The sequence below is a fragment of the Paenibacillus sp. FSL H8-0282 genome (assembly GCF_037963825.1).
Classification (GTDB): domain Bacteria; phylum Bacillota; class Bacilli; order Paenibacillales; family Paenibacillaceae; genus Paenibacillus_AQ; species Paenibacillus_AQ odorifer.
Genome location: NZ_CP150146.1, coordinates 4272147 through 4293743, shown reverse-complemented (window position 1 = coordinate 4293743; position 21597 = coordinate 4272147). Strand labels below are relative to the sequence as shown.

At 44.0% G+C, this 21597-nt stretch carries 19 protein-coding genes; 18 read left to right on the top strand and 1 reads right to left on the bottom strand.

Annotation, left to right across the window (positions count from 1 at the left end):
- Positions 1–114: 114 nt before the first annotated feature.
- The 18 genes from NST94_RS18560 to NST94_RS18475 all read left to right on the top strand — a co-directional run bounded on the left by NST94_RS18560 (position 115) and on the right by NST94_RS18475 (position 21239).
- Positions 115–1071, top strand: a complete 957-nt coding sequence (locus tag NST94_RS18560; protein ID WP_339281145.1) for an ABC transporter permease subunit — start codon at positions 115–117, stop codon at positions 1069–1071.
- Positions 1072–1086: 15 nt separating this feature from the next.
- Positions 1087–1959, top strand: a complete 873-nt coding sequence (locus NST94_RS18555) for a carbohydrate ABC transporter permease (protein ID WP_036688680.1) — start codon at positions 1087–1089, stop codon at positions 1957–1959.
- Positions 1960–2276: 317 nt separating this feature from the next.
- Positions 2277–2924: an elongation factor G-binding protein gene (locus tag NST94_RS18550; protein ID WP_036688678.1), complete on the top strand. Its 648-nt coding sequence runs from the start codon at positions 2277–2279 to the stop codon at positions 2922–2924.
- A gap of 250 nt (positions 2925–3174) precedes the next feature.
- Positions 3175–4527 carry a sodium-dependent transporter gene (locus NST94_RS18545; protein WP_076127152.1) on the top strand — a complete coding sequence of 451 codons (1353 nt, stop codon included), beginning with the start codon at positions 3175–3177 and terminating at the stop codon, positions 4525–4527.
- Positions 4528–4788: 261 nt separating this feature from the next.
- Positions 4789–5460 carry a GntR family transcriptional regulator gene (locus tag NST94_RS18540; protein WP_052097124.1) on the top strand — a complete coding sequence of 224 codons (672 nt, stop codon included), beginning with the start codon at positions 4789–4791 and terminating at the stop codon, positions 5458–5460.
- A 21-nt stretch (positions 5461–5481) separates the two neighbouring features.
- Positions 5482–6642 carry an amidohydrolase gene (locus NST94_RS18535; RefSeq protein WP_339281144.1) on the top strand — a complete coding sequence of 387 codons (1161 nt, stop codon included), beginning with the start codon at positions 5482–5484 and terminating at the stop codon, positions 6640–6642.
- 27 nt (positions 6643–6669) lie between these two features.
- A complete protein-coding gene (locus tag NST94_RS18530) occupies positions 6670–7713 on the top strand; it encodes a methionine ABC transporter ATP-binding protein (protein WP_036688670.1) in 1044 nt (347 codons plus the stop codon).
- Positions 7688–8347 carry a methionine ABC transporter permease gene (locus NST94_RS18525; RefSeq protein ID WP_036688669.1) on the top strand — a complete coding sequence of 220 codons (660 nt, stop codon included), beginning with the start codon at positions 7688–7690 and terminating at the stop codon, positions 8345–8347. Before NST94_RS18530 ends, NST94_RS18525 begins: the two co-directional genes overlap by 26 nt.
- A 30-nt stretch (positions 8348–8377) precedes the next feature.
- A complete protein-coding gene (locus NST94_RS18520; protein ID WP_076304577.1) occupies positions 8378–9397 on the top strand; it encodes a uroporphyrinogen decarboxylase family protein in 1020 nt (339 codons plus the stop codon).
- Between the two features lie 11 nt (positions 9398–9408).
- On the top strand, positions 9409–10236 hold the full coding sequence (locus NST94_RS18515; protein ID WP_076141012.1) for a MetQ/NlpA family ABC transporter substrate-binding protein: 828 nt from the start codon (positions 9409–9411) through the stop codon (positions 10234–10236).
- A 17-nt stretch (positions 10237–10253) separates the two neighbouring features.
- Positions 10254–11060 carry a pyrroline-5-carboxylate reductase gene (proC, locus tag NST94_RS18510; protein ID WP_339281143.1) on the top strand — a complete coding sequence of 269 codons (807 nt, stop codon included), beginning with the start codon at positions 10254–10256 and terminating at the stop codon, positions 11058–11060.
- 2 nt (positions 11061–11062) lie between these two features.
- On the top strand, positions 11063–11827 hold the full coding sequence (locus NST94_RS18505) for a VOC family protein (protein ID WP_339281142.1): 765 nt from the start codon (positions 11063–11065) through the stop codon (positions 11825–11827).
- A 377-nt stretch (positions 11828–12204) separates the two neighbouring features.
- Entirely contained in the window at positions 12205–12849 is a 645-nt protein-coding gene (locus tag NST94_RS18500) for a Type 1 glutamine amidotransferase-like domain-containing protein (RefSeq protein WP_339281141.1), read from the top strand.
- Positions 12850–13159: 310 nt separating this feature from the next.
- A complete protein-coding gene (locus NST94_RS18495; protein WP_339281140.1) occupies positions 13160–14308 on the top strand; it encodes a DUF3626 domain-containing protein in 1149 nt (382 codons plus the stop codon).
- Between the two features lie 292 nt (positions 14309–14600).
- Positions 14601–17177, top strand: a complete 2577-nt coding sequence (locus tag NST94_RS18490; RefSeq protein WP_339281139.1) for a glycosyl hydrolase — start codon at positions 14601–14603, stop codon at positions 17175–17177.
- 404 nt (positions 17178–17581) lie between these two features.
- Positions 17582–18631 carry an iron-siderophore ABC transporter substrate-binding protein gene (locus NST94_RS18485; protein WP_076127132.1) on the top strand — a complete coding sequence of 350 codons (1050 nt, stop codon included), beginning with the start codon at positions 17582–17584 and terminating at the stop codon, positions 18629–18631.
- A gap of 1 nt (position 18632) precedes the next feature.
- The gene (locus NST94_RS18480; RefSeq protein ID WP_076307712.1) at positions 18633–19409 is read left to right on the top strand and encodes an IucA/IucC family C-terminal-domain containing protein; all 777 of its coding nucleotides are present in this window, start codon (positions 18633–18635) and stop codon (positions 19407–19409) included.
- Between the two features lie 108 nt (positions 19410–19517).
- Positions 19518–21239, top strand: a complete 1722-nt coding sequence (locus NST94_RS18475) for a helix-turn-helix domain-containing protein (protein ID WP_339281138.1) — start codon at positions 19518–19520, stop codon at positions 21237–21239.
- Positions 21240–21332: 93 nt separating this feature from the next.
- Here NST94_RS18475 and NST94_RS18470 read toward each other — a convergent pair whose 3' ends face one another.
- Complete coding sequence (locus NST94_RS18470; protein WP_076127127.1) at positions 21333–21554, bottom strand: helix-turn-helix transcriptional regulator; 222 nt, start codon at positions 21552–21554, stop codon at positions 21333–21335.
- Positions 21555–21597: the final 43 nt, after the last annotated feature.

Sequence of the window (21597 nt, the reverse complement as noted above, 5' to 3'; positions counted from 1 at the left end):
AACCATATCAAGCCTAACAATGTTATATAGTCAAACCTGAGAAACGCCTGATACTATTTATAGCAGAGATCCCCATCACACACAAAATATTTTTTTTGGGAACAGGAGAGAGCTATGGAGGCTAATTCAATACAGCAGGTAGGCCTGGAAAATAAACCAAGTATAAAAAGAAAAAGAAAAAAAGGCTATAAACAACCATGGGTGCTCCACTTCATGGTATTACCGGCGGCAATTATGGTTTTTATTTTTTCTTATATCCCCATGTCAGGAATACTCATGGCATTTCAGGATTATAAGCCTGCATTAGGATTTTTTGATTCCGAATGGGTCGGACTTAAGCATTTTAGGTACATGTGGGAGAACGATTACTTCCTGCAAATTACCTGGAACACACTGTTTTTTGCTTGCTCCAAAATTGTTTTGAACCTGATTATTCCTTTTATATTCGCCTTGTTGCTTAATGAGGTAAGGAATATGGGCCTTAAAAGATCTATTCAAACACTCGTCTATCTACCGCATTTCTTGTCATGGGTTACCCTTTCAGGAATTCTGATCGATATCCTAGCACAAACAGGGATCGTGAATCAGTTTATTTCGTCCATTTTCGGCATAAAACCGATCTTTTTTCTAGGGGACGGCAACTGGTTCCGATTTACCATCATAGCCAGTGATGTTTGGAAAGAATTTGGTTTCAACACGATCATTTTCCTAGCTGCGCTATCCGGCATTAATCCATCACTTTATGAAGCTGCTGAAGTGGATGGGGCAGGTCGCTGGAAGCAAACGATGTATATTACCATACCAGCACTTATTCCAATTGCTATTGTAATTGCGACCTTGGCACTGGGCAATGTATTGAACGCCAACTTTGACCAGGTATTTAACCTATATAGTCCTTTGATCTATCAACAAGGGGATATCATTGATACCTTTGTATATAGAGAAGGTCTTCTCAGCGGACAATTCAGCTTTGCGACCGCAGTTAATCTTTTTAAATCAGCAATTAGTTTAATTCTAATCGTTATTTCATACCGACTTGCCTATAGATTTGCAGGGTACAGAATTTTCTAGAAAGGATGACAACAAATGTACCATAAAACCCTTCCATATCGAATATTTAGCATATTCAATAATGTGCTCCTAACTATCCTTTCGGTGCTCTGCTTGCTGCCATTGTATCACTTACTCATGGTATCTCTTAGTGCGTCCGCCCCAGCCAATGCTGGGTTGGTCACCTTTTGGCCAATTGGCTTCACTTTGGAGGCCTATGCAAAAACTTTTAACAACACTAATTTTCTTACATCCCTGTGGGTGTCGGTAGAGCGGACAATACTAGGAACAGCACTTGCACTGGTAGTAAATACGGTTGCAGCCTATGCTCTTTCTAAGGAAACTAGAGTTTTCCGGGCGCGTAATATCTATCTTTGGTATTTTGTCGTAACCATGCTGTTCAGTGGGGGTCTGATTCCGGGATATATCCTGATTCTAAAGCTCGGGCTGATGAATTCTTTGATGGCACTTATCCTACCTGGATTGGTAGCCGTATTTAACATCATTTTGCTGCTGAACTTCTTCCGTGGTGTACCTAAGGACCTTGAGGAAGCAGCCTTTATTGATGGAGCAGGACATTTTAAGACCTTTTTGAAAATATATTTACCAGTCTCCTTACCAGTCATTGCAACAGTTTCCCTATTCATGATGGTGGGCCATTGGAACTCTTACTTTGACGGTATAATCTATATCAGAGATTCGGATAAGCTGCCACTGGCGACGTTTATGCAGACCATTATCGTTCAGGCAGATATGTCCAAGCTTGATCCGTCAGCTGTAGCTAACTTGTCTCAACGAACCATACGGGCTTCACAGATTTTCATAAGTGCGCTACCAATATTGTTGGTTTATCCATTCCTGCAACGTTATTTTGTGACAGGGATTGTAGTCGGAGCAGTAAAAGAATAGTCAAAAAAGAGGGAGTTACTGGACTAGTCCATGTAGCTCCCTTTTTTTGTAGGTATGGCATGCAAATAAGCATTCCCAGATGAATTGCGCCTTCTAAAATACGGTGCTATACTTTTGGCATGAAATATGCTCGGAGGTGGTACAGTGCTAATGTTGAAATGCCCATTAGCTAGAAGTTCCTCACGCAAAGCCTAATATAGGGCGATACTTTGCGTGAGGTGCGATGGATGGATATATCGCCCAACTTAATTTTATCGTTTCTATAAATGGGCTTTGCACCTTATGAACTTTTAATATAAATAAGGGGCTGAAAAGCGATGTGTACACCATTTATTAGAAACCATCAATATAACTTAATTAAGAAACAAACGAAATTTGTTCTGCATACCCTGCGAACCGTTGCGGATCGTAGAGTCTTGGAGACTGTAAGATATAGTGCTGCTACGAACATTATTGAGGCATTTCCTTCTCTTACGGAGAATCACAAGCAGATGCTGGAACAAATATCGACCTTCGAAACTGCAGAAGATTTCCAGAGATATCTTAGTGAATTAGAACCATACCTAGAGTCATATCCGACGATTACGCTGAAGCAGATTCAGAAGCTATTCCCTAAGAATAAGAAACTGAAAGTACCTGATCTACAACTCATCGACTATCGCAACATAACGTATTTGAGTTGGATAGATATTGCCAGTAATAAATTATTCATTATCTATCCGTACGAAGGACAGTTCATTGGTATTGAGGGTAGAATCACACCAACGCACAAAAAAGGGTACTGCATGTTCTGCAATCGGCATCAAGAGCTTGCATTCTTTTATGTTAAGACCAAGAATGTGAACGTTTCGCCGGATAATATTTCTGCTGTGGGTCAATACGTATGTCTGGATAATCAGGAATGTAATCGGAGCATAACCGATACAGCTAAGCTTGAGAGGTTCATTCTCTCTGTCCGCAAATAATGTTTAGAAAAGGCTCCCTTAGTGGGAGCCTTTTTTGTTAAAAATATTGTCAGGATTTAGACAATCCGTTTCATTGAAGCAATGAGGCACGACATTAGTGGATATAATGAGATTCAAGAGCTGAATAAATAATATAAGCGTTTACAAACAGAGAATTCGAGTGGTTATAAAAATAGTCAGAAAATTTCCATATGACGTGCTTTGTTACTTAAGCTATAATGAGGTCTAAAAAAGAAAACGGGGCGTTATAATGAATCAAATGAAGGGTAACAAAAATCTTCTCTCGGAGAAGGAGGAACGCTTCTCTTCCGCGGGCTTTATTTTTGCCGCCATCGGCAGCTCGGTTGGGCTAGGGAATATGTGGAAGTTTCCTTATATTACAGGAGAAAATGGGGGGGCAGCTTTTTTCCTGCTTTTCATCGTCTGTTTAGTGCTGATAGGGTTACCGGTGCTGTTGGCAGAACTGGCTATCGGACGCAGCGGGCGTGGTAGCGCGGCGACCTCTTTTATGCGGGCTGGAGGCGGGAAGAGTTGGTTTGCAGCTGGAATGTTGCAGGTACTTGCGCCGTTTCTAATTCTCTCCTTTTATATTATTGTTGCTGGCTGGACGCTGAACTATTCGATGATTGCTTTTAATGGACAACTATTCAGCACTACTGATTATGCAGGCGAATTCAATTCGTTTGTCTCCGGATATATGCCGATCGTTTGGCAGGGGATAGCCATTCTGATTACGGCGGGTGTAGTCATCCTTGGCGTATCAGGCGGGATTGAGAAATTTAACAAAGTATTAATTCCTGGTATGGTCGTACTCCTTGTGGTGTTAATGATTCGCGCAGTAACCTTACCGGGTGCATCCGCAGGGGTATCTTTTTTCCTAAAACCGGACTTTTCAGTGTTGACAGCGGAATCTGCGCTAGTTGCATTGGGACATGCCTTCTTTTCATTATCGCTCGGGATGGGGATTCTCCTGACTTACGGATCTTATGTTGATAAAAAACAATCGCTGGGTACCGCTGCAATCGCAATCGGTGCAGGAGATTTGTTATACGCGTTTATCGCAGGCTTGATTATTTTTCCGACGACGTTCTCATTTGGTATTGCTCCTGATCAGGGGCCTTCGCTGATTTTTATCGCTTTGCCAGCCGCTTTCTCGGCTATGCCTTTTGGTGCGCTCTTCGGCGGTTTGTTCTTTATCTTGCTGGCGATTGCTGCTCTAACCTCAGCTGTATCGCTGCTTGAAGTGCCTGTATCCTTCACAATGGAGCGCTGGAATTGGAGCCGGAAACGTTCGGTTTGGATTTTGACGCTGATCTGTTTCCTTCTTAGTATTCCTTTAGCGATGTCACTGGGAATGTTCCCGGAGCTAACAATTGGTGGCAAATCTCTATTTGATGGGCTGGACTTTATCACCTCTAACATTATGCTGCCGCTTGGAGGTCTGCTGATTACCATCTTCGCCGGTTATTTCTGGAAAGGTGCAGCGGAAGCCGCTGGACTACAGGCGCGCTGGTTCCGTGTTTGGCTGTTTATGCTCCGTTATGTGGCGCCGATCCTAGTGTTCCTAGTGCTACTCCATACCTCGGGGATTATTTCCTTCTAATTCTGAAATTTATTTATCCAAAAATAGCTCTACAACCCCTGAGGGTTGTAGGGTTTTTTTGTGTTGAAAAGAGGGGATTAAATTGATTTTTAATTCCTACTTGACTAGGTGGAATAATTGGAATATAGTATAAAAAAGCTTGAACGGTATGGAAGGGAATGTAACTAACCAATCCATTCTTAACTAATAATTGTATACAATTATACAAATATATTATTGGGATTCGGACCCCACAGATTATCGATGAGGAGCAGTATAGAAATGGCGATACGATCACGAAGGTTATCAAAGGATAATACCTACTATGAATTAAAACAAAAAATTATTGATAGCGAGTTTGAACCGAATCAACCTGTAAATGAAGAAAATTTGGCGGCCTTGCTCGGGGTCAGCCGCACACCTCTAAGAGAGGCGATACAGAGACTGGAGAACGAGGATTTTCTGGTTCGACAGCCAAATGGAAGACTGCGGGTAGCTTCAGTAACCCTTAAAGAGGTTGAAGAAATATTTCTTATTCGCAGCATGCTTGAAGGCTATATTGCAAGAAGTGCAGCTAAGCATGCCACAGAGAAAGATATTGTGAATTTAACGACGATGATTACAAAAATGAAACACTCGTTCCAGCTTGGTGATAATCAGAATTTTGTTACATATGGATTTGAGTTCCATGATTATTTATCAGAAATCAGCGAACTAAAAACCTTCGAGAAGGTTCTGAATCAATTAAGAGATCATTCGCTTCGTTATTGTCGATTCGTCTCTATGCATGGGGATTGGAACACACAAGCGGATGAAGAACATGATCTTATTTTACAAATGATCGCTGCTAAAAATGAAGATGGTGCTGAAAAAGCCATGCAAGATCATATTTTAAGCAGTCTATCGACTGCGCTTGATCGCATCAAAGGGATTGAAGAAAAGCTGGAAGCATAACGAAAGGGGAGTACATCACCTATGAAACCACTAAATGAGGTTGAGCAAGCTTTAGCTAATCAATTAATAGAGGTTCGCAGAAACCTGCATCGTGAGCCTGAATTAGCGTATGAAGAGTTTAAAACCACAACAAAATTACGGGAATGGCTGACCCAAGCCAATATTCACATCCTTGACTTGCCTTTACAAACCGGACTCATCGCAGAGATCGGGCAGGGTCACGGACCCATAGTGGCCATTCGTTGTGATATTGATGCACTTCCCATAGAGGAACAAACTGAATTGTCCTTTGCCTCAGAGATCCCAGGAAAGATGCATGCCTGTGGTCACGATTTTCACACGGCTACTATTTTAGGTGCTGCATTATTATTAAAGGCTCGTGAAAATGAACTACCTGGAAAGGTTAGAGTATTGTTTCAACCCGCGGAAGAAACAGGGCATGGGGCGGAAAGCGTCTTAGCCTCGGGAGGACTCCAGGATGTGGCGGCTATATTTGGTCTCCATAATTCACCTGACTTGCCTACGGGAGCTTTTGGAACAAGAACAGGAGCTTTAACAGCCGGTGTTGACCGGTATGAAATTACAATAAAAGGTGTCGGCGCTCATGCTGCTTATCCTGAAAAAGGTGTGGATACGATTGTAACTGCGGCTCAGATCATTACCGCACTACAAACCATCGTAAGTCGCCAAAACAGCACCACGGAACCAGTAGTGTTAAGTGTTACCCGAATTAATGGAGGCTTCACATGGAATGTATTGCCGGAAAAAGTCGAATTAGAAGGTACAGTAAGAACTTACAATGAAGAGATTCGCCGCAATATTCCAATACAAATGACTCGTCTTATCGAAGGGATTGCTGCGGGAGCTGGGGCAGAGGCCCAGTTACACTGGTATCCAGGTCCACCCGCAACGATAAATCATGGGGAATGGGCGGACTTTACCAAAGAGATCGCCTCAGATTTCGGCTATGAAGTACATGATATTCCTCCACAGATGGGTGGAGAAGATTTCTCTTTTTATTTACAACAGATACCGGGTGCTTTTGTGAATATAGGATCGGGTCCAGCCTATCCCTTACATCACCCTCGTTTCGATGTTGATGAAGCTGCGATATTGCCAGCTGCTAAGTACTTCGCTTTATTGGCAGAACAAGCGCTGGTGAAGCTGCAAGAGGAAGCTTAATCCTAAAGATGATTGAGGGGAATGGAAATGATTGAATTAAAGAATGTTTACAAATCGTTCACTCGGAAAGGGACCACTATTGATGCTCTTAAAGGAATCGATTTAAAGGTCGAAAAAGGCGATATATTCGGGGTTATCGGCTATAGCGGTGCTGGGAAAAGTACATTAATTCGTTTAGTCAATTATTTGGAAAGACCCACCAAAGGACAAGTTATGGTCGCTGGACGTGATTTGGGAACATACAACGATAAAGAGTTGCGTACCGCTAAGAAAAATATCGGAATGATTTTTCAACATTTTAATCTATTAGAGTCTAAAAAAGTATTTGATAATGTGGCGATCCCTCTAGTTCTCCTAAAAAAGAATAAAAATGAAATCCGCCAGCGGGTAATGGAGCTGCTAGAGTTTGTTGGATTAAGTGACAAAGCGGGGAGTTACCCGAGTGAGCTATCAGGTGGTCAGAAGCAACGTGTCGGGATTGCCAGAGCGCTTGCCTCGAATCCGTCTATCCTTTTATGTGACGAAGCGACCTCTGCCTTAGATCCACAGACCACACATTCTATCTTACAGCTATTAAAAAAAATCAATGCTGAATACAACATTACCGTGATGATCATTACACATGAAATGTCCGTGATTCAAGAGATTTGTAACAAGGTAGCTGTCATGGAAGAAGGCCGGATTATTGAGCAAGGAAGTGTTCTAGATGTATTCGGAAGTCCAAAACATCTGACCACGCAAAATTTCGTGAAGACGGTTATTCAAAATAGCATGACCTCTAGCGTGCGGAAATCTATCAAAACAGAACCCGGAAGTCAGCTGTACAAGCTTAATTTTGTGGGAGCAAGTGCCTCTGAGCCTATCCTGTTTGAAATGATTCGCTCCTGCGATATAAAGGTCAATATTTTATTTGCGAATACGACGGAGATTCAAGAAACAACACTGGGAACAGTGATCATTCAATTCGATGGTGAGGCAGCAGAGATTAACAATGCATTATCTTTCTTAACAAGAAATGGAGTCGGTGTAGAGGAGGTAGAATCTAATGTTTTCGACCACAGTAACAGGTGATCAATTTCTGCAGGCGATTATAGAAACAATTCAAATGGTAGGGTTCTCCTTGTTTGTTGGTTCCCTGATTGGGATCCCATTTGGGATATTGCTTGTCATCACTCGTCCGGGTGGGGTTTTGGAGAACAAAGCGCTTTACGCCGTACTAAATCCAATTATCAACATCATTCGCTCATTGCCTTTTATTATTTTACTGGTTGCGATTGTGCCTTTCACACGATTGATTGTTCATACTTCAATTGGGACAAGCGCAGCGATCGTACCCTTGATTATCTATATCGCACCTTATATAGGACGGTTGGTAGAGAACTCACTGCTTGAAGTGAATCCGGGAATCCTTGAAGCCGCTGAGGCGATGGGAGCCACTCCTTTTCAAGTCATTTGGTACTTTTTATTGCCAGAGGCGGTTGGATCCTTAATCCTGTCTCTTACTACAGCGACGATTGGTTTGATAGGTGCAACTGCAATGGCTGGAACGGTAGGGGGAGGCGGCGTGGGAGACTTGGCGATCGTATATGGATACCAACGCTTTGACACTGTTGTCGTAGTAGCCACCGTGATTATCCTCATTATTTTAGTGCAAGGTATTCAATCTTTAGGCAACACGCTAGCAAGAAAAATTCGCCGTTACTAGTTACTACATATTCTGGGAGGGACTCGACAGATGAGTGAATGGAGTAAGCAAGATCGTTTTAACGCATTATTATCTGGAGAACGGGCGGATCGTCCAATCGGAAGTGGTTGGCGCCATTTTATCGACAAAGAACAAACTGCAGATGATTTAGCAGAAACTACGATTTCTTTTACGAAAAAATATGATTGGGATTGGGTCAAGATTAATCCAAGAGCGACTTATCTGGCGGAAGCTTGGGGGAATCAATACGATTTTACGGATTATCAGACCGTATTTCCGAGACAGCAAACGACGGCTATTCCAACAGCGGCTAGTCTGTGGGATATCGACGTCAAAAAGGCAGTCCAGTCAGCCCCTTTGGCAGAGCATTTAGATGCGGTTAGAAAAATTCGTCAAGGGTTACCAGACACCCCGCTAATCCAAACTGTATTTTCACCATTAACAGTGTTGCTATTTATTGTAGGGCGTTCTGCTTACGTTACTAAAACGGTGTTTGGTATTGAGCACCCGGTAACTTTGGAATCCTTGTTTAAAGAACATCGAGCGGCAGCACATCATGCGCTACATGCGATTTCCTTAACCTTAGCCGATTATGTACAAGAGTTACAGCAAGCGGGTTCTGACGGTTTGTTCTACGCAGTGACGGGCACAGCTCACCCAGGATTATTTGATGAAGCTATGTTTGACGAACTGTCCAGACCTTATGATTCTATTGTTTTAGAAGCAGCGAGCTATGGAAAAAACATTCTTCATACTTGTGGAGCCTACGCCCAGCCTGAGAAGTTTAACGATTATCGGATTGACGGGATCAGTTGGGATACGGTAGCCGAGGGGAATCCAGGGTTAGAGGCAAATCTCAAGGCTACTAAAGTGGGTGGAGTCGATCATGGGTTGTTTGCGGTAAACGATATTGCCCAAATCAAGCAGCAAGCTGAAGATGCATTAAAGTTAATGAAAGACCAGCCGTTTATTCTATCTCCAAATTGCGCAATCCCACTCAATGTGACGGATGAAGCGTTGGCACAATTTAAAAAATCTATATTGGAATAGGGGAAGTAAGTATGAAAAAGTTAATGTTAGTGATGATGATAGGTGTTCTTGCAGTGTTGACGGCTTGTGGCAATAAAGAGGCGGGGGATTCTGGAGATAAGAAAAAGCTTACCGTTGGATTTGGTGTCGGAACCTATGAGGAACAATTCCGCCAATCGATTCTACCGATTCTAGAGAAACAAGGGTATTCCGTTGACATTAAAACCTTCTCGCAAAACATGCAGGTCAATCCAGCAATGAAGGAAGGCTCCATTGACGCAAGCATATTCCAAAGTACAGCTTATATGGAGGCCATTAACGAAGAAATCAATGCAGATATGGTCGGAATTGCTTATGTTCCAGGTGCTCCACAAGGTCTTTATTCTGTAAATCATACCACGCTAGACGATGTTAAAGACGGTACAACCGTAGCTGTTCCGAACGATCCGGTAAACCAAGAGCGTGCACTGCGTATTCTGGAAGAATTGGGTTGGGTCAAAATTAAAGAAGGGGCAGGCGTAGCGGATTTTAATATTAATAGTATGGAACCGGATAAATATAATATTGATATTAAAATATTGGACCCCGCTCAAATCCTTGTCTCCCTTCAAGATGTTGATTATGGCGTTGTAAATGGTAATTATATTGCTAATTCGGACAGAAAGATTACGGATGCTTTGAAAATAGAAAACACACCTATGGAACACAGAATTATCGTATCGGTTAATAAAAAGGATGAAAATTCTCAGTGGGCTAAAGATTTGAAAGCTGCTTATGAATCCAAAGAGTTTGAAGAATATATTCTTGGATTAGAAAAATATGATGGTTTCATTCTACCTGAAGCTTGGGACAACAATTAATTAAGGAAGTGAACGGAGTGACCAAAGAAAAGATTCATTTTATTGGTGGCGGACAGATGGCGGAAGCGATCATCCGCGCATGTATAGCGAATAACACCTTGTCTGTAAATCAAATTAGTGTATCGGATATTAATGAAACGCGTCTGCAGTTTTTGAATACCAAATACGGTGTAGATACGGAGAGTTCGCAAGAGCATAACCTGTCTACAGCAGATGTGATTGTAGTGGCAGTTCGCCCACAGGATGATTTAACTACACTTGGTCAGAACGTACAACAATTCGCTACAGCTTCTGCCGCAATCGTATCGATTGTGGCGGGTGTGACAAATGATCAATTAGCTGGGTATTTTGGAGTTGAACGGTCCATTATCCGGGTTATCCCCAATACTTTAACCGATACAGGATATGGCTATAGTGGTGTAGCGTTAAATGCTTATGCTACTCGTGATCAAGTGGAGCATTTCCTACTCGGCTTTGGAAAAGTACAATATCTGGATGAGGCGTTAATGGATGTTTTCACTGGATTTGGTGTGGCGGGTCCTAACTATATCTATTATTTCATTGAATCTCTCGTAGATGCAGGTGTACTTGCAGGACTGCCGCGTGACCAAGCCTGGAAGGTTGCACTGGAGAATATGATGGGCTCGGTAGCAATGCTGCAACAGACAGGGCTGCATCCACGACAGCTGCTGGATATTAATAATTCACCTGGCGGTGTCGGCATGCATGGCTTGTACGAATTAAACAACAGTGATTTCGCAGCGGGTCTGCAAAGAAGTGTTCTGGCAGCCGTAAAACGTACTACTGAGCTGGGAGTGAAGTAATCATGGCAACGATGAAATGGGATCATTTAGTTCACTATGTCAATGATTTGGCCAAACCGGTTGAGATCTTTGGAGCTCATGGATTGGTTGCTTTTAAGGGAGGCTCTCATAAAGATTGGGGAACCTATAATGCCTTAAGTTACTTTGGGCTAACCTATCTCGAGTTTCTGGGCATTGAGAATCTTGAGCTGGCAAAGGCAACTGAACATAATTTAGTGGTGAAAGATGCAGTAAAACTTCTACCAGAACATGAAGTTCTAAGTAGAGTAGTCATCCGGACGGATGATATTGAAGAAGTAGCGGCTTCCCTGAAAGCAGCAGGCTTATCATTATCTCCAATTATCGATGGTAAGCGTCTAGATAACGAGGGAAGATTAATAGAGTGGCGGATGATGACCATTGCTGGTGACTTTGGGGGACTGGTCTATCCGTTCATCATTCAATGGAGCGGAACGGATACAGAGCGAGTGGAAAGATTAACATCATCTGGAGTCATTAAGCCTCATCCTGCGGGAGAAGTCGAAATCGTGCGTGCTGAATTCCATGTCTCCGATCCTGAAGCTGCAGCCAACCATTGGGGAACGATATTCGGACTGCCAGTTACGAAGTCAGAGGATGATACCTTCAGCCTTAAGATTGGCGATAGATCATTTGCTTTCGTGCAAGGAGACGAGAACCAATTCAAGCAGGTGGTTTTTGAAACGGATTCGTTAGACCTGAAAGGGAAGAAGATTTCGATTGGTGATGGGGAGTATGTTTTCGTTTAAGGGACTAGTATCTTTATAATTTTAGAAATAAAGACTTACTTGAAGGGATCGATACCTCGAGTAAGTCTTTTTGCTATTCACCGAAGGTACTAATGATTCTGGCATTTTTTTGTTTTAATAAATTTGTAAGATTTATTGAATTCCATTATATGGTACGATATCCATGGTATAAAAGGAGGTGAAGATAATCGGTGCAGAACAAAAATACATGGCCCATTTCCACTCCGGATAAGCTTAGTGTGGATCAAGCGCAGATAAAAAACCTTGATTATGCCGCTAAATTTATATTACTATAGACATTTTTATCTTGTCTGGCACTATGGATTTTGATAAACATAATGGATAAATTTAAATATTACATATGGAGGTAATTACGGATGAAAACTCACTATTACTTAGATTGGTTTTATGATAAGGGTTTTTCTGAGAAGCTAGTCAATGTGTTGCATGAGGATATAACAGACAGAAAATCGCTGGTTATGATTAGCGCTGAGTCGTCTAATTTTAGTGATGAACAAGTTAATATTGATAGTGTTTTTGAAAGGACATGGTTTAATCAGGCTAACATTTGTTTTGATGAATATCATTTCATTGATGACCGCACGCAGAAGGAAGATGCCCAGCGATTAATTCAAAACGCCTCTGTCGTTTTTTTATGTGGTGGAACCGCTCGGGACCAAAAGCACCTTTTGACGGAATATGAATTATCGGATTTGATTAAAAAAAGCAATGCTGTTGTAATGGGAACAAGTGCTGGTGGGATGAACATGTCTGATGAATATGTGGATGAATGCACTGTTTGTGAAGGTATGGCTCTTAATCACTTTTCTTTTGAAGCTCATTTTGATCATGATAACACCGCAATGATTGAGGAGCGTTTTCCTTTATCAGAAAAAATGGATATTTATGTGGCGGCAGACAAAGATGGTGCTGTACGTGTGAAGGGCAGCAAAATCGACATTATAGGCAATGTATATTTAATTTCCCACTCAAAGATTCGGAAATTGGCTGAGACGCTCTAATTATGGTTGAGTGGTTGTGACACTGACGGTTAACTGAATGGTATTTGTTTTGAGTCCCTATTTGACAGCACCTTACGAGCAAATCGAGTTGATTACTCCTGCGAAAAAGGAAGATTACGCATAACGCGCATACGATGTTCAAGCCATCAACATTCGATCTTGAATTTATATCATTCGAGATCCATGTAAAGTTATCGGAATCTGCGATGGTAAGGATATGAAGTTTTAAGTGAAGAAGCGTTTGATACAGTGAGAGGAGAAATCAAGTCTCTTTTCTTATGTACTGGGTCTAGAAAGGAGTGAATAAGCAATGGAGTGGAAAGGCGATGCAAATGCCAATAAAAAAAGAGAGTCTCAGTTCACTGAGGAACTATCGGAGTCACAATTATCGGCTTTAGAATATGTTACGAATTACGCGCGAACTCGAAAAAGTGAAGCAGTTCAGACCATCCATGAAATTCTTCAAATGTCTAATGTGGATCGGGAAGAGTTTGAAGATGCTGTGGTCAAAATAAAGTCACATGCGAAGATTGCTCTACATTTCCATCCAGATCGACTAGATCCGGTAAAGAAAAGTGTTGCAGAGGCGCTATTGGAGCAAGGCGTGTACAAGAGCCAATTTGAGACCTTGTTATCCAGTGGTAGTGTATCAGCCTATTCTGGCGGTCCACGTGATTTGTGGGAGGAAAGACTATTTGGAGGGGCATACCAACAAGAGGGTGCTTCGAATAGCGAACGCCCTAAATATGGCGCTCTTGATTTGATGCGTCATTCGGATGGGCCAGCTCCGCGCTTTGGCTCCTGCTATTTCCTCCTATCCCCTGAGGTTTCTTATCGCAGTACATACACCTATATGGATTCGCATCAAAACCCTGTACAGAAAGGGACATATGCAGAATTTGATGATATGATGGCGGCATTACTAGAGGAGATTTTCTTAAGAGATTCCGCTCTAGGGGAAAAAGATCTTCAATCACAAAAATTAGTCGACCATCTTCGGGTCAACCTCACAATGCCGTTTTCAGACCCTTCAAAGGGTGAAGCTAAACGTAATCTTAACCACTATATTGAAGCGCAAGTTCATGGAAACATCCGTCTTAAGGAAGATGTGGAAATCTTAGTAGCCGATCCTTCATTCAAGGGTACTCCAACAGGGCGAGTCCTGGAGCAAATATGTTTACAGTATGCCATCCAACTCTATTGGCACATGGGATTCGCGATGTGGGTAGACGAAGTGCCTTCAGATTTTAGAGGGCCTACGATGCCCTCCTTGGCTAAGCGTATTGCTCATGACGGTTATATCGATACGAGCATGATTGGATCTGCTGCTATGCACTTAAAGCATGATCCTTCAGCATGGCGGGACCGAGGAACCGAAAAAGAAGTACTTCAAGAATTAAAACTCTTATGGCATGTTTTGGTAAAGTACGGAAAGCCGCTCCGAAACTTTAAGTTGTAAGAAGCCTTGGTACGCTTGAAGTTATGGGCATTTAAGTAAACAAACAAATAAATAAGCGAATTTCCCTCCGTATGAGATATTTGACTTGTCATTGATGGGATGTTTGGGTGAATCAATAGTAAGAAGCTTCTGCCAAAGGAATTGGTGGGAGTTTTTTTGCATGTGGAAATTTTCTCGATTTGATAGATTTACAAAATATGGAATATATGCTATCTTATCTATGAAAGCGCATCCAAGAGATGGTATATTGAACTTTTATTTACCATATTTAACATAGGGAGGAAAGGTGGAAATGAAAAATTTGCTCAAGAAGGCAATCACAATGATGCTGGCATTTACTCTGCTACTTGGATTGATGACAGCGCCGCCCGTTCATGCAGACAACGCACTTTTCACAATTGAAAGCGAAAACGCTCAGCTCACCTCCGATCTTCAAGTGACGACCCAAATTTACGGACAGCCCAAACCCGGATACTCCGGAAGCGGATTTGTCTGGATGCAGAATTCCGGTACAATTACCTTCACAGTGACTGTCCCGGAAACCGGCATGTATACGATCTCCACACGTTATATGCAGGAGCTCAGTGCTGACGGAAGACTTCAATCTTTAGCCGTTAACGGCGTTACGAAGGGTTCGTATATGCTGCCCTATTCGACCACGTGGTCGAATTTCGATTTTGGTTATCACAAGCTGAATCAAGGCAGCAACACTATTCAACTGAAGGCCGGCTGGGGTTTCGCTTATTTTGATGCTTTCACGGTGGATTATGCCGATCTTGATCCCCTGGATGTGCAGCCTGTTCTCAGCGATCCTCAAGCCACATCAGAAACTCAGCTGCTGATGAATTATTTAACGGAGGTTTACGGTAATCATATGATCTCCGGTCAGCAGGAGATTTACGGAGGAGGAAATGACGGCAATTCCGAGCTGGAGTTTGATTGGATTCACAATTTGACCGGAAAGTATCCGGCCATCCGCGGATTTGATTTGATGAATTACAATCCGCTTTACGGCTGGGAGGATGGTACAACCGCCCGGATGATCGATTGGGTGAATAACCGGGGCGGGATTGCGACAAATAGCTGGCATATCACTGTACCCAAAGATTTCACCGCCTATCAGCTCGGGGAATTTGTGGATTGGAAGAAAGCCACCTATAAGCCGACAGAAACCAATTTTAATACTGCTAATGCGGTAGTTCCAGGTACGAAAGAATACCAATATGTACAACTGGCTATTGAGGATTTGGCGGAGCAACTGCAGATTCTGCAAAATAACAATGTGCCGGTTATCTTCAGACCCTTCCATGAGGCGGAGGGCAACGGCGGATTGAATGGGGAAGGTGCATGGTTCTGGTGGGCTTCCGCTGGCTCGGAGGTGTACAAGCAATTATGGGATCTGCTCTATACCGAACTTACAGAAACGTATGGCCTGCACAATTTGATCTGGACCTACAACAGCTACGTGTACAGCACTTCTCCCGCATGGTATCCCGGCGATGATCAGGTGGATATTGTAGGCTATGATAAATACAACACGATCTATAACCGCTATGACGGTTTGTCTGGTGTGCCCAATGAGGACGCGATTACCTCGATTTTCTATCAGCTTGTTGATTTAACCGGCGGTACGAAAATGGTAGCCATGACGGAGAACGACACCGTTCCAAGTGTTCAGAATCTGACAGAGGAAAAATCGGGCTGGCTCTATTTCTTACCGTGGTATGGTGAGCATCTCATGAGTTCCGCCTTTAATTATCCGGCCACCTTAACAACGCTGTACCAAAGCAATTATGTAATCACGCTCGATGAGCTCCCTGATTTGAAGGTTAACAATCCAATTCCAAGTGCGTCTATCACACCTGCAAACGTCGAATTTGATAAAAATGCCTCCAATCAGAATGACAAAGCCATCACCGTGAATTCAAACGGCAATACGTTAACCGCTCTCCGGGCAGACGCAAATACATTAATAGAGACTCAGGATTATACCTTGAGTGGAAATACGCTGCTGCTCAAAAAAGCATTTCTGGCGACACTGCCGGTTGGCGAGCATTCGATCATCTTTGATTTCAATAAAGGACAAGATCCCGTATTAAAAGTGAAAATTGTCGATTCCACGCCAAGCGCATCCATTGCGCCCGTGAGCGCTGCATTTGATAAAGCGGCGAATCTAGCCCAGGATATTTCCGTAGCCCTTACCTTAAATGGACACCAGCTTGCAAGTATCACAAATGGAAATTCCACACTTTTAGCGAGTCAGGATTATACGGCATCAAGCGCTGCTGTTGTTCTGAAAAAATCCTATCTTTCCACGCTGCCGCTGGGACAGAATACCCTAACCTTTCATTTTAATGGAGGAAATAATGCTGTTCTTACAGTGAACGTAGCGGATAGCAGTGTTCCAGTACCCACTGGAGATTTGACGGTCCAAGCTTTTAATGGCAACACAAGTGCCTCCACCAACGGGATTTCACCCAAAATCAAAGTAGTCAATACCGGTGATTCAGCGATTCAACTAAGTGATGTGAAGGTCCGGTATTACTATACGATTGATAGCGAGAAAGATCAGAGTTTCTGGATCGACTGGGCCAGCATCGGAAATGCGAATGTAACCGGCAATTTCGTTAAGCTGGCGACTCCTGTTGCCAGTGCCGATTATGTTTTGGAAATTGGTTTCACGAGTTCGGCTGGAACACTTAATCCAGGTCAGAGCGCAGAAATTCAAACCCGTTTCTCCAAAACCGACTGGTCCAATTACAACCAGGCTAATGATTATTCGTTCAAGGCATCCAGCAGTCAGTTCATCAACAATGAACAGGTCACCGGGTATATGAATGGTCAGCTTGTGTGGGGGATTGAGCCGTAAGCTTTTAATGAAAAAAGGTATCTTTGTGTAATACAAAGATACCTTTTTTCATTTTGGGAAGAAGCAGGGAGTGCAATGGAAGAACCATTTCTGAAGTAGCCAGATTGCTCGATGATCAGTTTCTGGAGAAGGAAAAGCTTGAATTGAGCGAGATTACCATCGACTGTGTTGGCTATTTTCAGAACAGGAGCAAAGAAATTTATGTTAAAATTAGGGATTTAGGTGCTTCTGTGGAATTTTTGTAGCCAGCCGCGGTTCTCCTGAGTCGTTCCTATGGTGTGCAATGTCGCATTAATCCGGCTGCAATGTCGCAAAAGTACATGGAAATAGAGTATGAAGATAGATTATACTCGCTTTATTGATCTGATAATGAAAATCATTATCATACATAAGGGGGAGTCAGCATGAAAAGAACAAAGAAGAGGCAAGCAACCGGTAGAAAGGTAGATGCTGCCCAAAAAGCAGGACTATTAATGATATGGATGATGGCACTGGTACTTGTGCTAACGGCTTGCGGTACTGGAGGAGGCGCAAATACGGGCACTGCCGCACTGCCATCTGCTTCAGCCGAGCCGTCACCTACATCTGAGACACAGGCTCAGACTGCAGCCTTCCCGGTTACCATCTCGCATATGAAGGGCGAATATACGCTGACTGAGAAGCCGAAGGTCATTGCCGCGCTTGATGTGAAATTTGTCGATCAATTGTTAGCGATAGGCGAGCATCCGGCAGGCAGCGTTGTAGCTGGAGCGAAGGATGCAAAGTTTCCAGAATATTTAAGTGAACAATTGGGTGATGTGAAGGTCCTGGGCACACGCGATGAGCCCAATCTTGAAGCTATTGTAGCGATGAATCCGGATCTTATATTGATGACCGACTTTCAGGAGCAGGTGTATGACAGCGTCAGTAAAATAGCGCCCACAATAGTACTCGACTTCTATGAAGATTGGCGGGATACATCGGCTACCATCGGTATGATAACGGGAAAGCAGGCGGAGGCGAAGGTAGTGCGTCAAGCCTACGAGGACAAAATCGTCGGACTGCGGGAGCAGCTGTCGGCGAAGCTGGGCGACGAAACGGTAGCTCTGATTCGCCCAAGACCGGAAGGTATTCGCGTACACGGTCCCGAACATCGGACCGGAAGCATTCTTTATGAGGATTTGGGATTGAATATCCCTACATTCGTTCAGGAGATCAAAGATGATACCTCCGTTGAAATTTCGATGGAGACCATCGCTGATATCGGAGCAGATCACTATTTCCTGTTATCGGATGAATTGTTTGCCAAAGAGGCAGAGGCAATGGCGAACAGTCCGGTCTGGAAATCTCATGATGCCGTTAAAAATAACCGCGTATACAATGTGAATTCAACGCTATGGATCGCTTATTATGGGCCAATTGCCCTCAACATTATTGTAGATCAAACCGCGGAAGCGCTGTTGGGATCGCATTAAAATGGACAACTATCTGTCGTCTGTCACCTGGAAGCAAATGGCGGAGGAATACCGTCTGTGGGTAGGTGAACCGCCTGAAGGCAACGTTCGGACAATTGCCCTTAGCCAGTTGCACGAAGAAGCTGCATGCCGCGAGTATGTAAGCTGGCTTAAGGGTTATATCGGTGCGCCTGATATGCAGGTTGCCGCTTCCATGCTGGCCAAGCGGATCGGTTATCTGTGGATCGCGCCGATGCTGACCGCTATGACCCTTCATAACCGGGAAGTCTCCATCCCGCTGGAGAACAGCTTCCTCTATCATCCGGCTTCCCCAGCTTTTAAAGGGGATACGCGTTTTCCTTTCCTTGCGCTGAACGGGCTTCGAGCGACGGCGGCACCGGAAGACAGGGAAGCGTGGCGAGAAGAGATCGTAGAGGAAATTTTCGCGGTACGTCTTGCGCCGCTGCTGCATACGCTTGCTGCAATTGGTCCCGTCTCCATGGCAGTACTTTGGGAGAATATTATGGTACGTATTGCTCCGCTGTATTCTCCTAGAACAGGTGAATTAGGGCAAGAAAGGCAACGAATACAAGCAGATTTTGCCTTCCTGACCCGGATAGCTCCCGGACAATTGTTCGGCGCAAGACGCAATCCATTTACCCGGTTCACAGAGAACAATGACCTAGCTCCGGTTGCAAAAAAGAAACGTATCACCTGCTGTTTTTATTACAGGATGTCGGCGGAATATTGCGGGAAATGTCCGAAAATTGACAATGAGAATGAATCTCAATTAAAATGACAACAGCAACGCACTCACTTATGTTGCGGACGCGCTTTCACTAAAGCATGTAATCCTATTCGAGTGCGCCCGTTTAACAGAGGATGCTATTGTCAGGAGATGAGAGAAATGCCGCTGAAAGAACAGGCAAGTTTATGGAGTGATACAACGATCAAGATGCTTGATGTGCGCAGCGGTACTTTGCCACCCGGCGGCGTTATGAGCGAAACCGGATTAACAGCCAATGTGTTGCTGCTGGCAGGCGGCGGGGAAGGTAGGCTTGTGATGAATGGCGAAATTTGCCATATCCAGGACTATTTCGCTTGTCACGCAGTCAAGGGATCAGCATTTACTTTGACTGCTGGATCAGAAACCATTCATTATACCGTTATTATGTACAAGGCTTTTCCAATGTTGGGGGCTGCCCATGTTCTGTTTCCGCAGCGCAATCACCCATTACGAACTTCATTTGTTCACCGTCCTGTGCTCCTGGCTGAACTGCATCAGACTGCGGAACAAATCGAAGCCAAATGGAGCCGGGGCGAAGGGCTGGAGCGTTTCCATGCGAATGCGCTACTGCAAGGAATGCTTTACGAGCTTATTATGGAGTATGAATGTGGTCAGAAAGGCACAGAGGCGGATATGGTGGATGTTGTCGCTGCCTATATAGCGGGGCATTATCGTCAGGAACTGGAGCTTAAGGAGCTGGCAGCGCTTGCCGGATGCAGTACAAGACAGTTACAGCGGCGATTCAAACAGGAGAAGTTACTAGGACCGATGGAATATGTAATCCAGCTGCGGATGGAGAGTGCCGAGCGGATGTTGCGTCATACGGATGCTCCCATCGGCGAAATTGCAGAAAAAACGGGCTATCGCGACATGTATTACTTTAGCAGAGCATTTAAGAAATATCATGGAGTTCCCCCGCAGATCTACAGGCGCACTGCCGCTTCAGGGATCGGTGCTCTCTCAGCATATTCTGGGCTGCCGGATCGCCTGGCCTCATCGTACGAGACGCTGCAAGGCCCGGTAATTTGTCATATGCGAGGCGAATATTGCGTCACCGCTTCTCCGAGACGTATCGCCGTACTCGACGTTCAATATGCAGACCATTTGCTTGCGCTTGGGATATCTCCGGCAGGGAGTGTAGGAACGGGCAGTGCAGCGTTAAAATTCCCCCAATATATCAGGGAAAGGCTTAAGACAACGGAAATGCTCGGAACTTATGAGTACCCGGACCTGCAAGCTGTCGAACGGCTGCGGCCGGATTTGATTGTCTGTACTGAGGTGCATGCTCAGCATTATGAACGGTTAAGCCGGATTGCGCCAACCCTAATGTTTCAACGGAATGAGAGCTGGCAGACGATTCTGGGCCTGTTCGGTGAATTGACGGACAAGCGGATAGAGGTGGAGCGTATTATTGCGGATTACCTGCGCCGAACAGCATTGCTGTCTGAGCAGCTTGCAACGGCGCTGGCGGGTCAGAGCGTGGCCTTGATCCGTCCGCGTGAGTCGCTGGTACGGGTGCATACTGCCTCCCATCGCACAGGTGCCGTGCTGTACCGGGATCTTGGTCTGCCAGCTCCTCTATTTGTCGCAGACACTTCCGACACGGCTTATCATATTACAGTTGATAGACTGCCGGCTGTGCATGCCAGCCATTATTTTTTACTTAGTAACGAGATGATGCAGGAGGGGGTATCTGCGACAGAGCAAAGCGTCCGAGGGATGTTGGATTCCGATGAGCGGCCGTATATATACCCGGTAGATGCCGCTACATGGATCGGCTGCTACGGACCGACAGGTATCAATTACATTGTGGATCAGGTAGCCCGTACCTTGCTGGCCTGAGCGTATCTAAGAGCATCCCCTAATTTCAGGCTATTTTTAGCCTAAACGTGAACAGCTCCTGTGATTATCACAGGAGCTTGTTTGTGCTGCGGATTATTTTTTGTTGGGATAGCATTTAGAATTATCTGTCTGACCTAAAATATAGTCGATGCTTACTTTATAGAAATTAGCTAGCGTAATTAAAACGGCGCTCGGAACATCCAAATTTCCATTTTCATAGCGGGAGTAGGTGGCTTGTGTAATATGTAAAAGCTCCTCTATTTGTTGCTGTGTCAGATCTTTGTCTTCGCGTAAATCACGGATTCCTGTGTACAATGCTCATCAGCATAAGAATGAAATCCTTTGAAAACTGCGATAT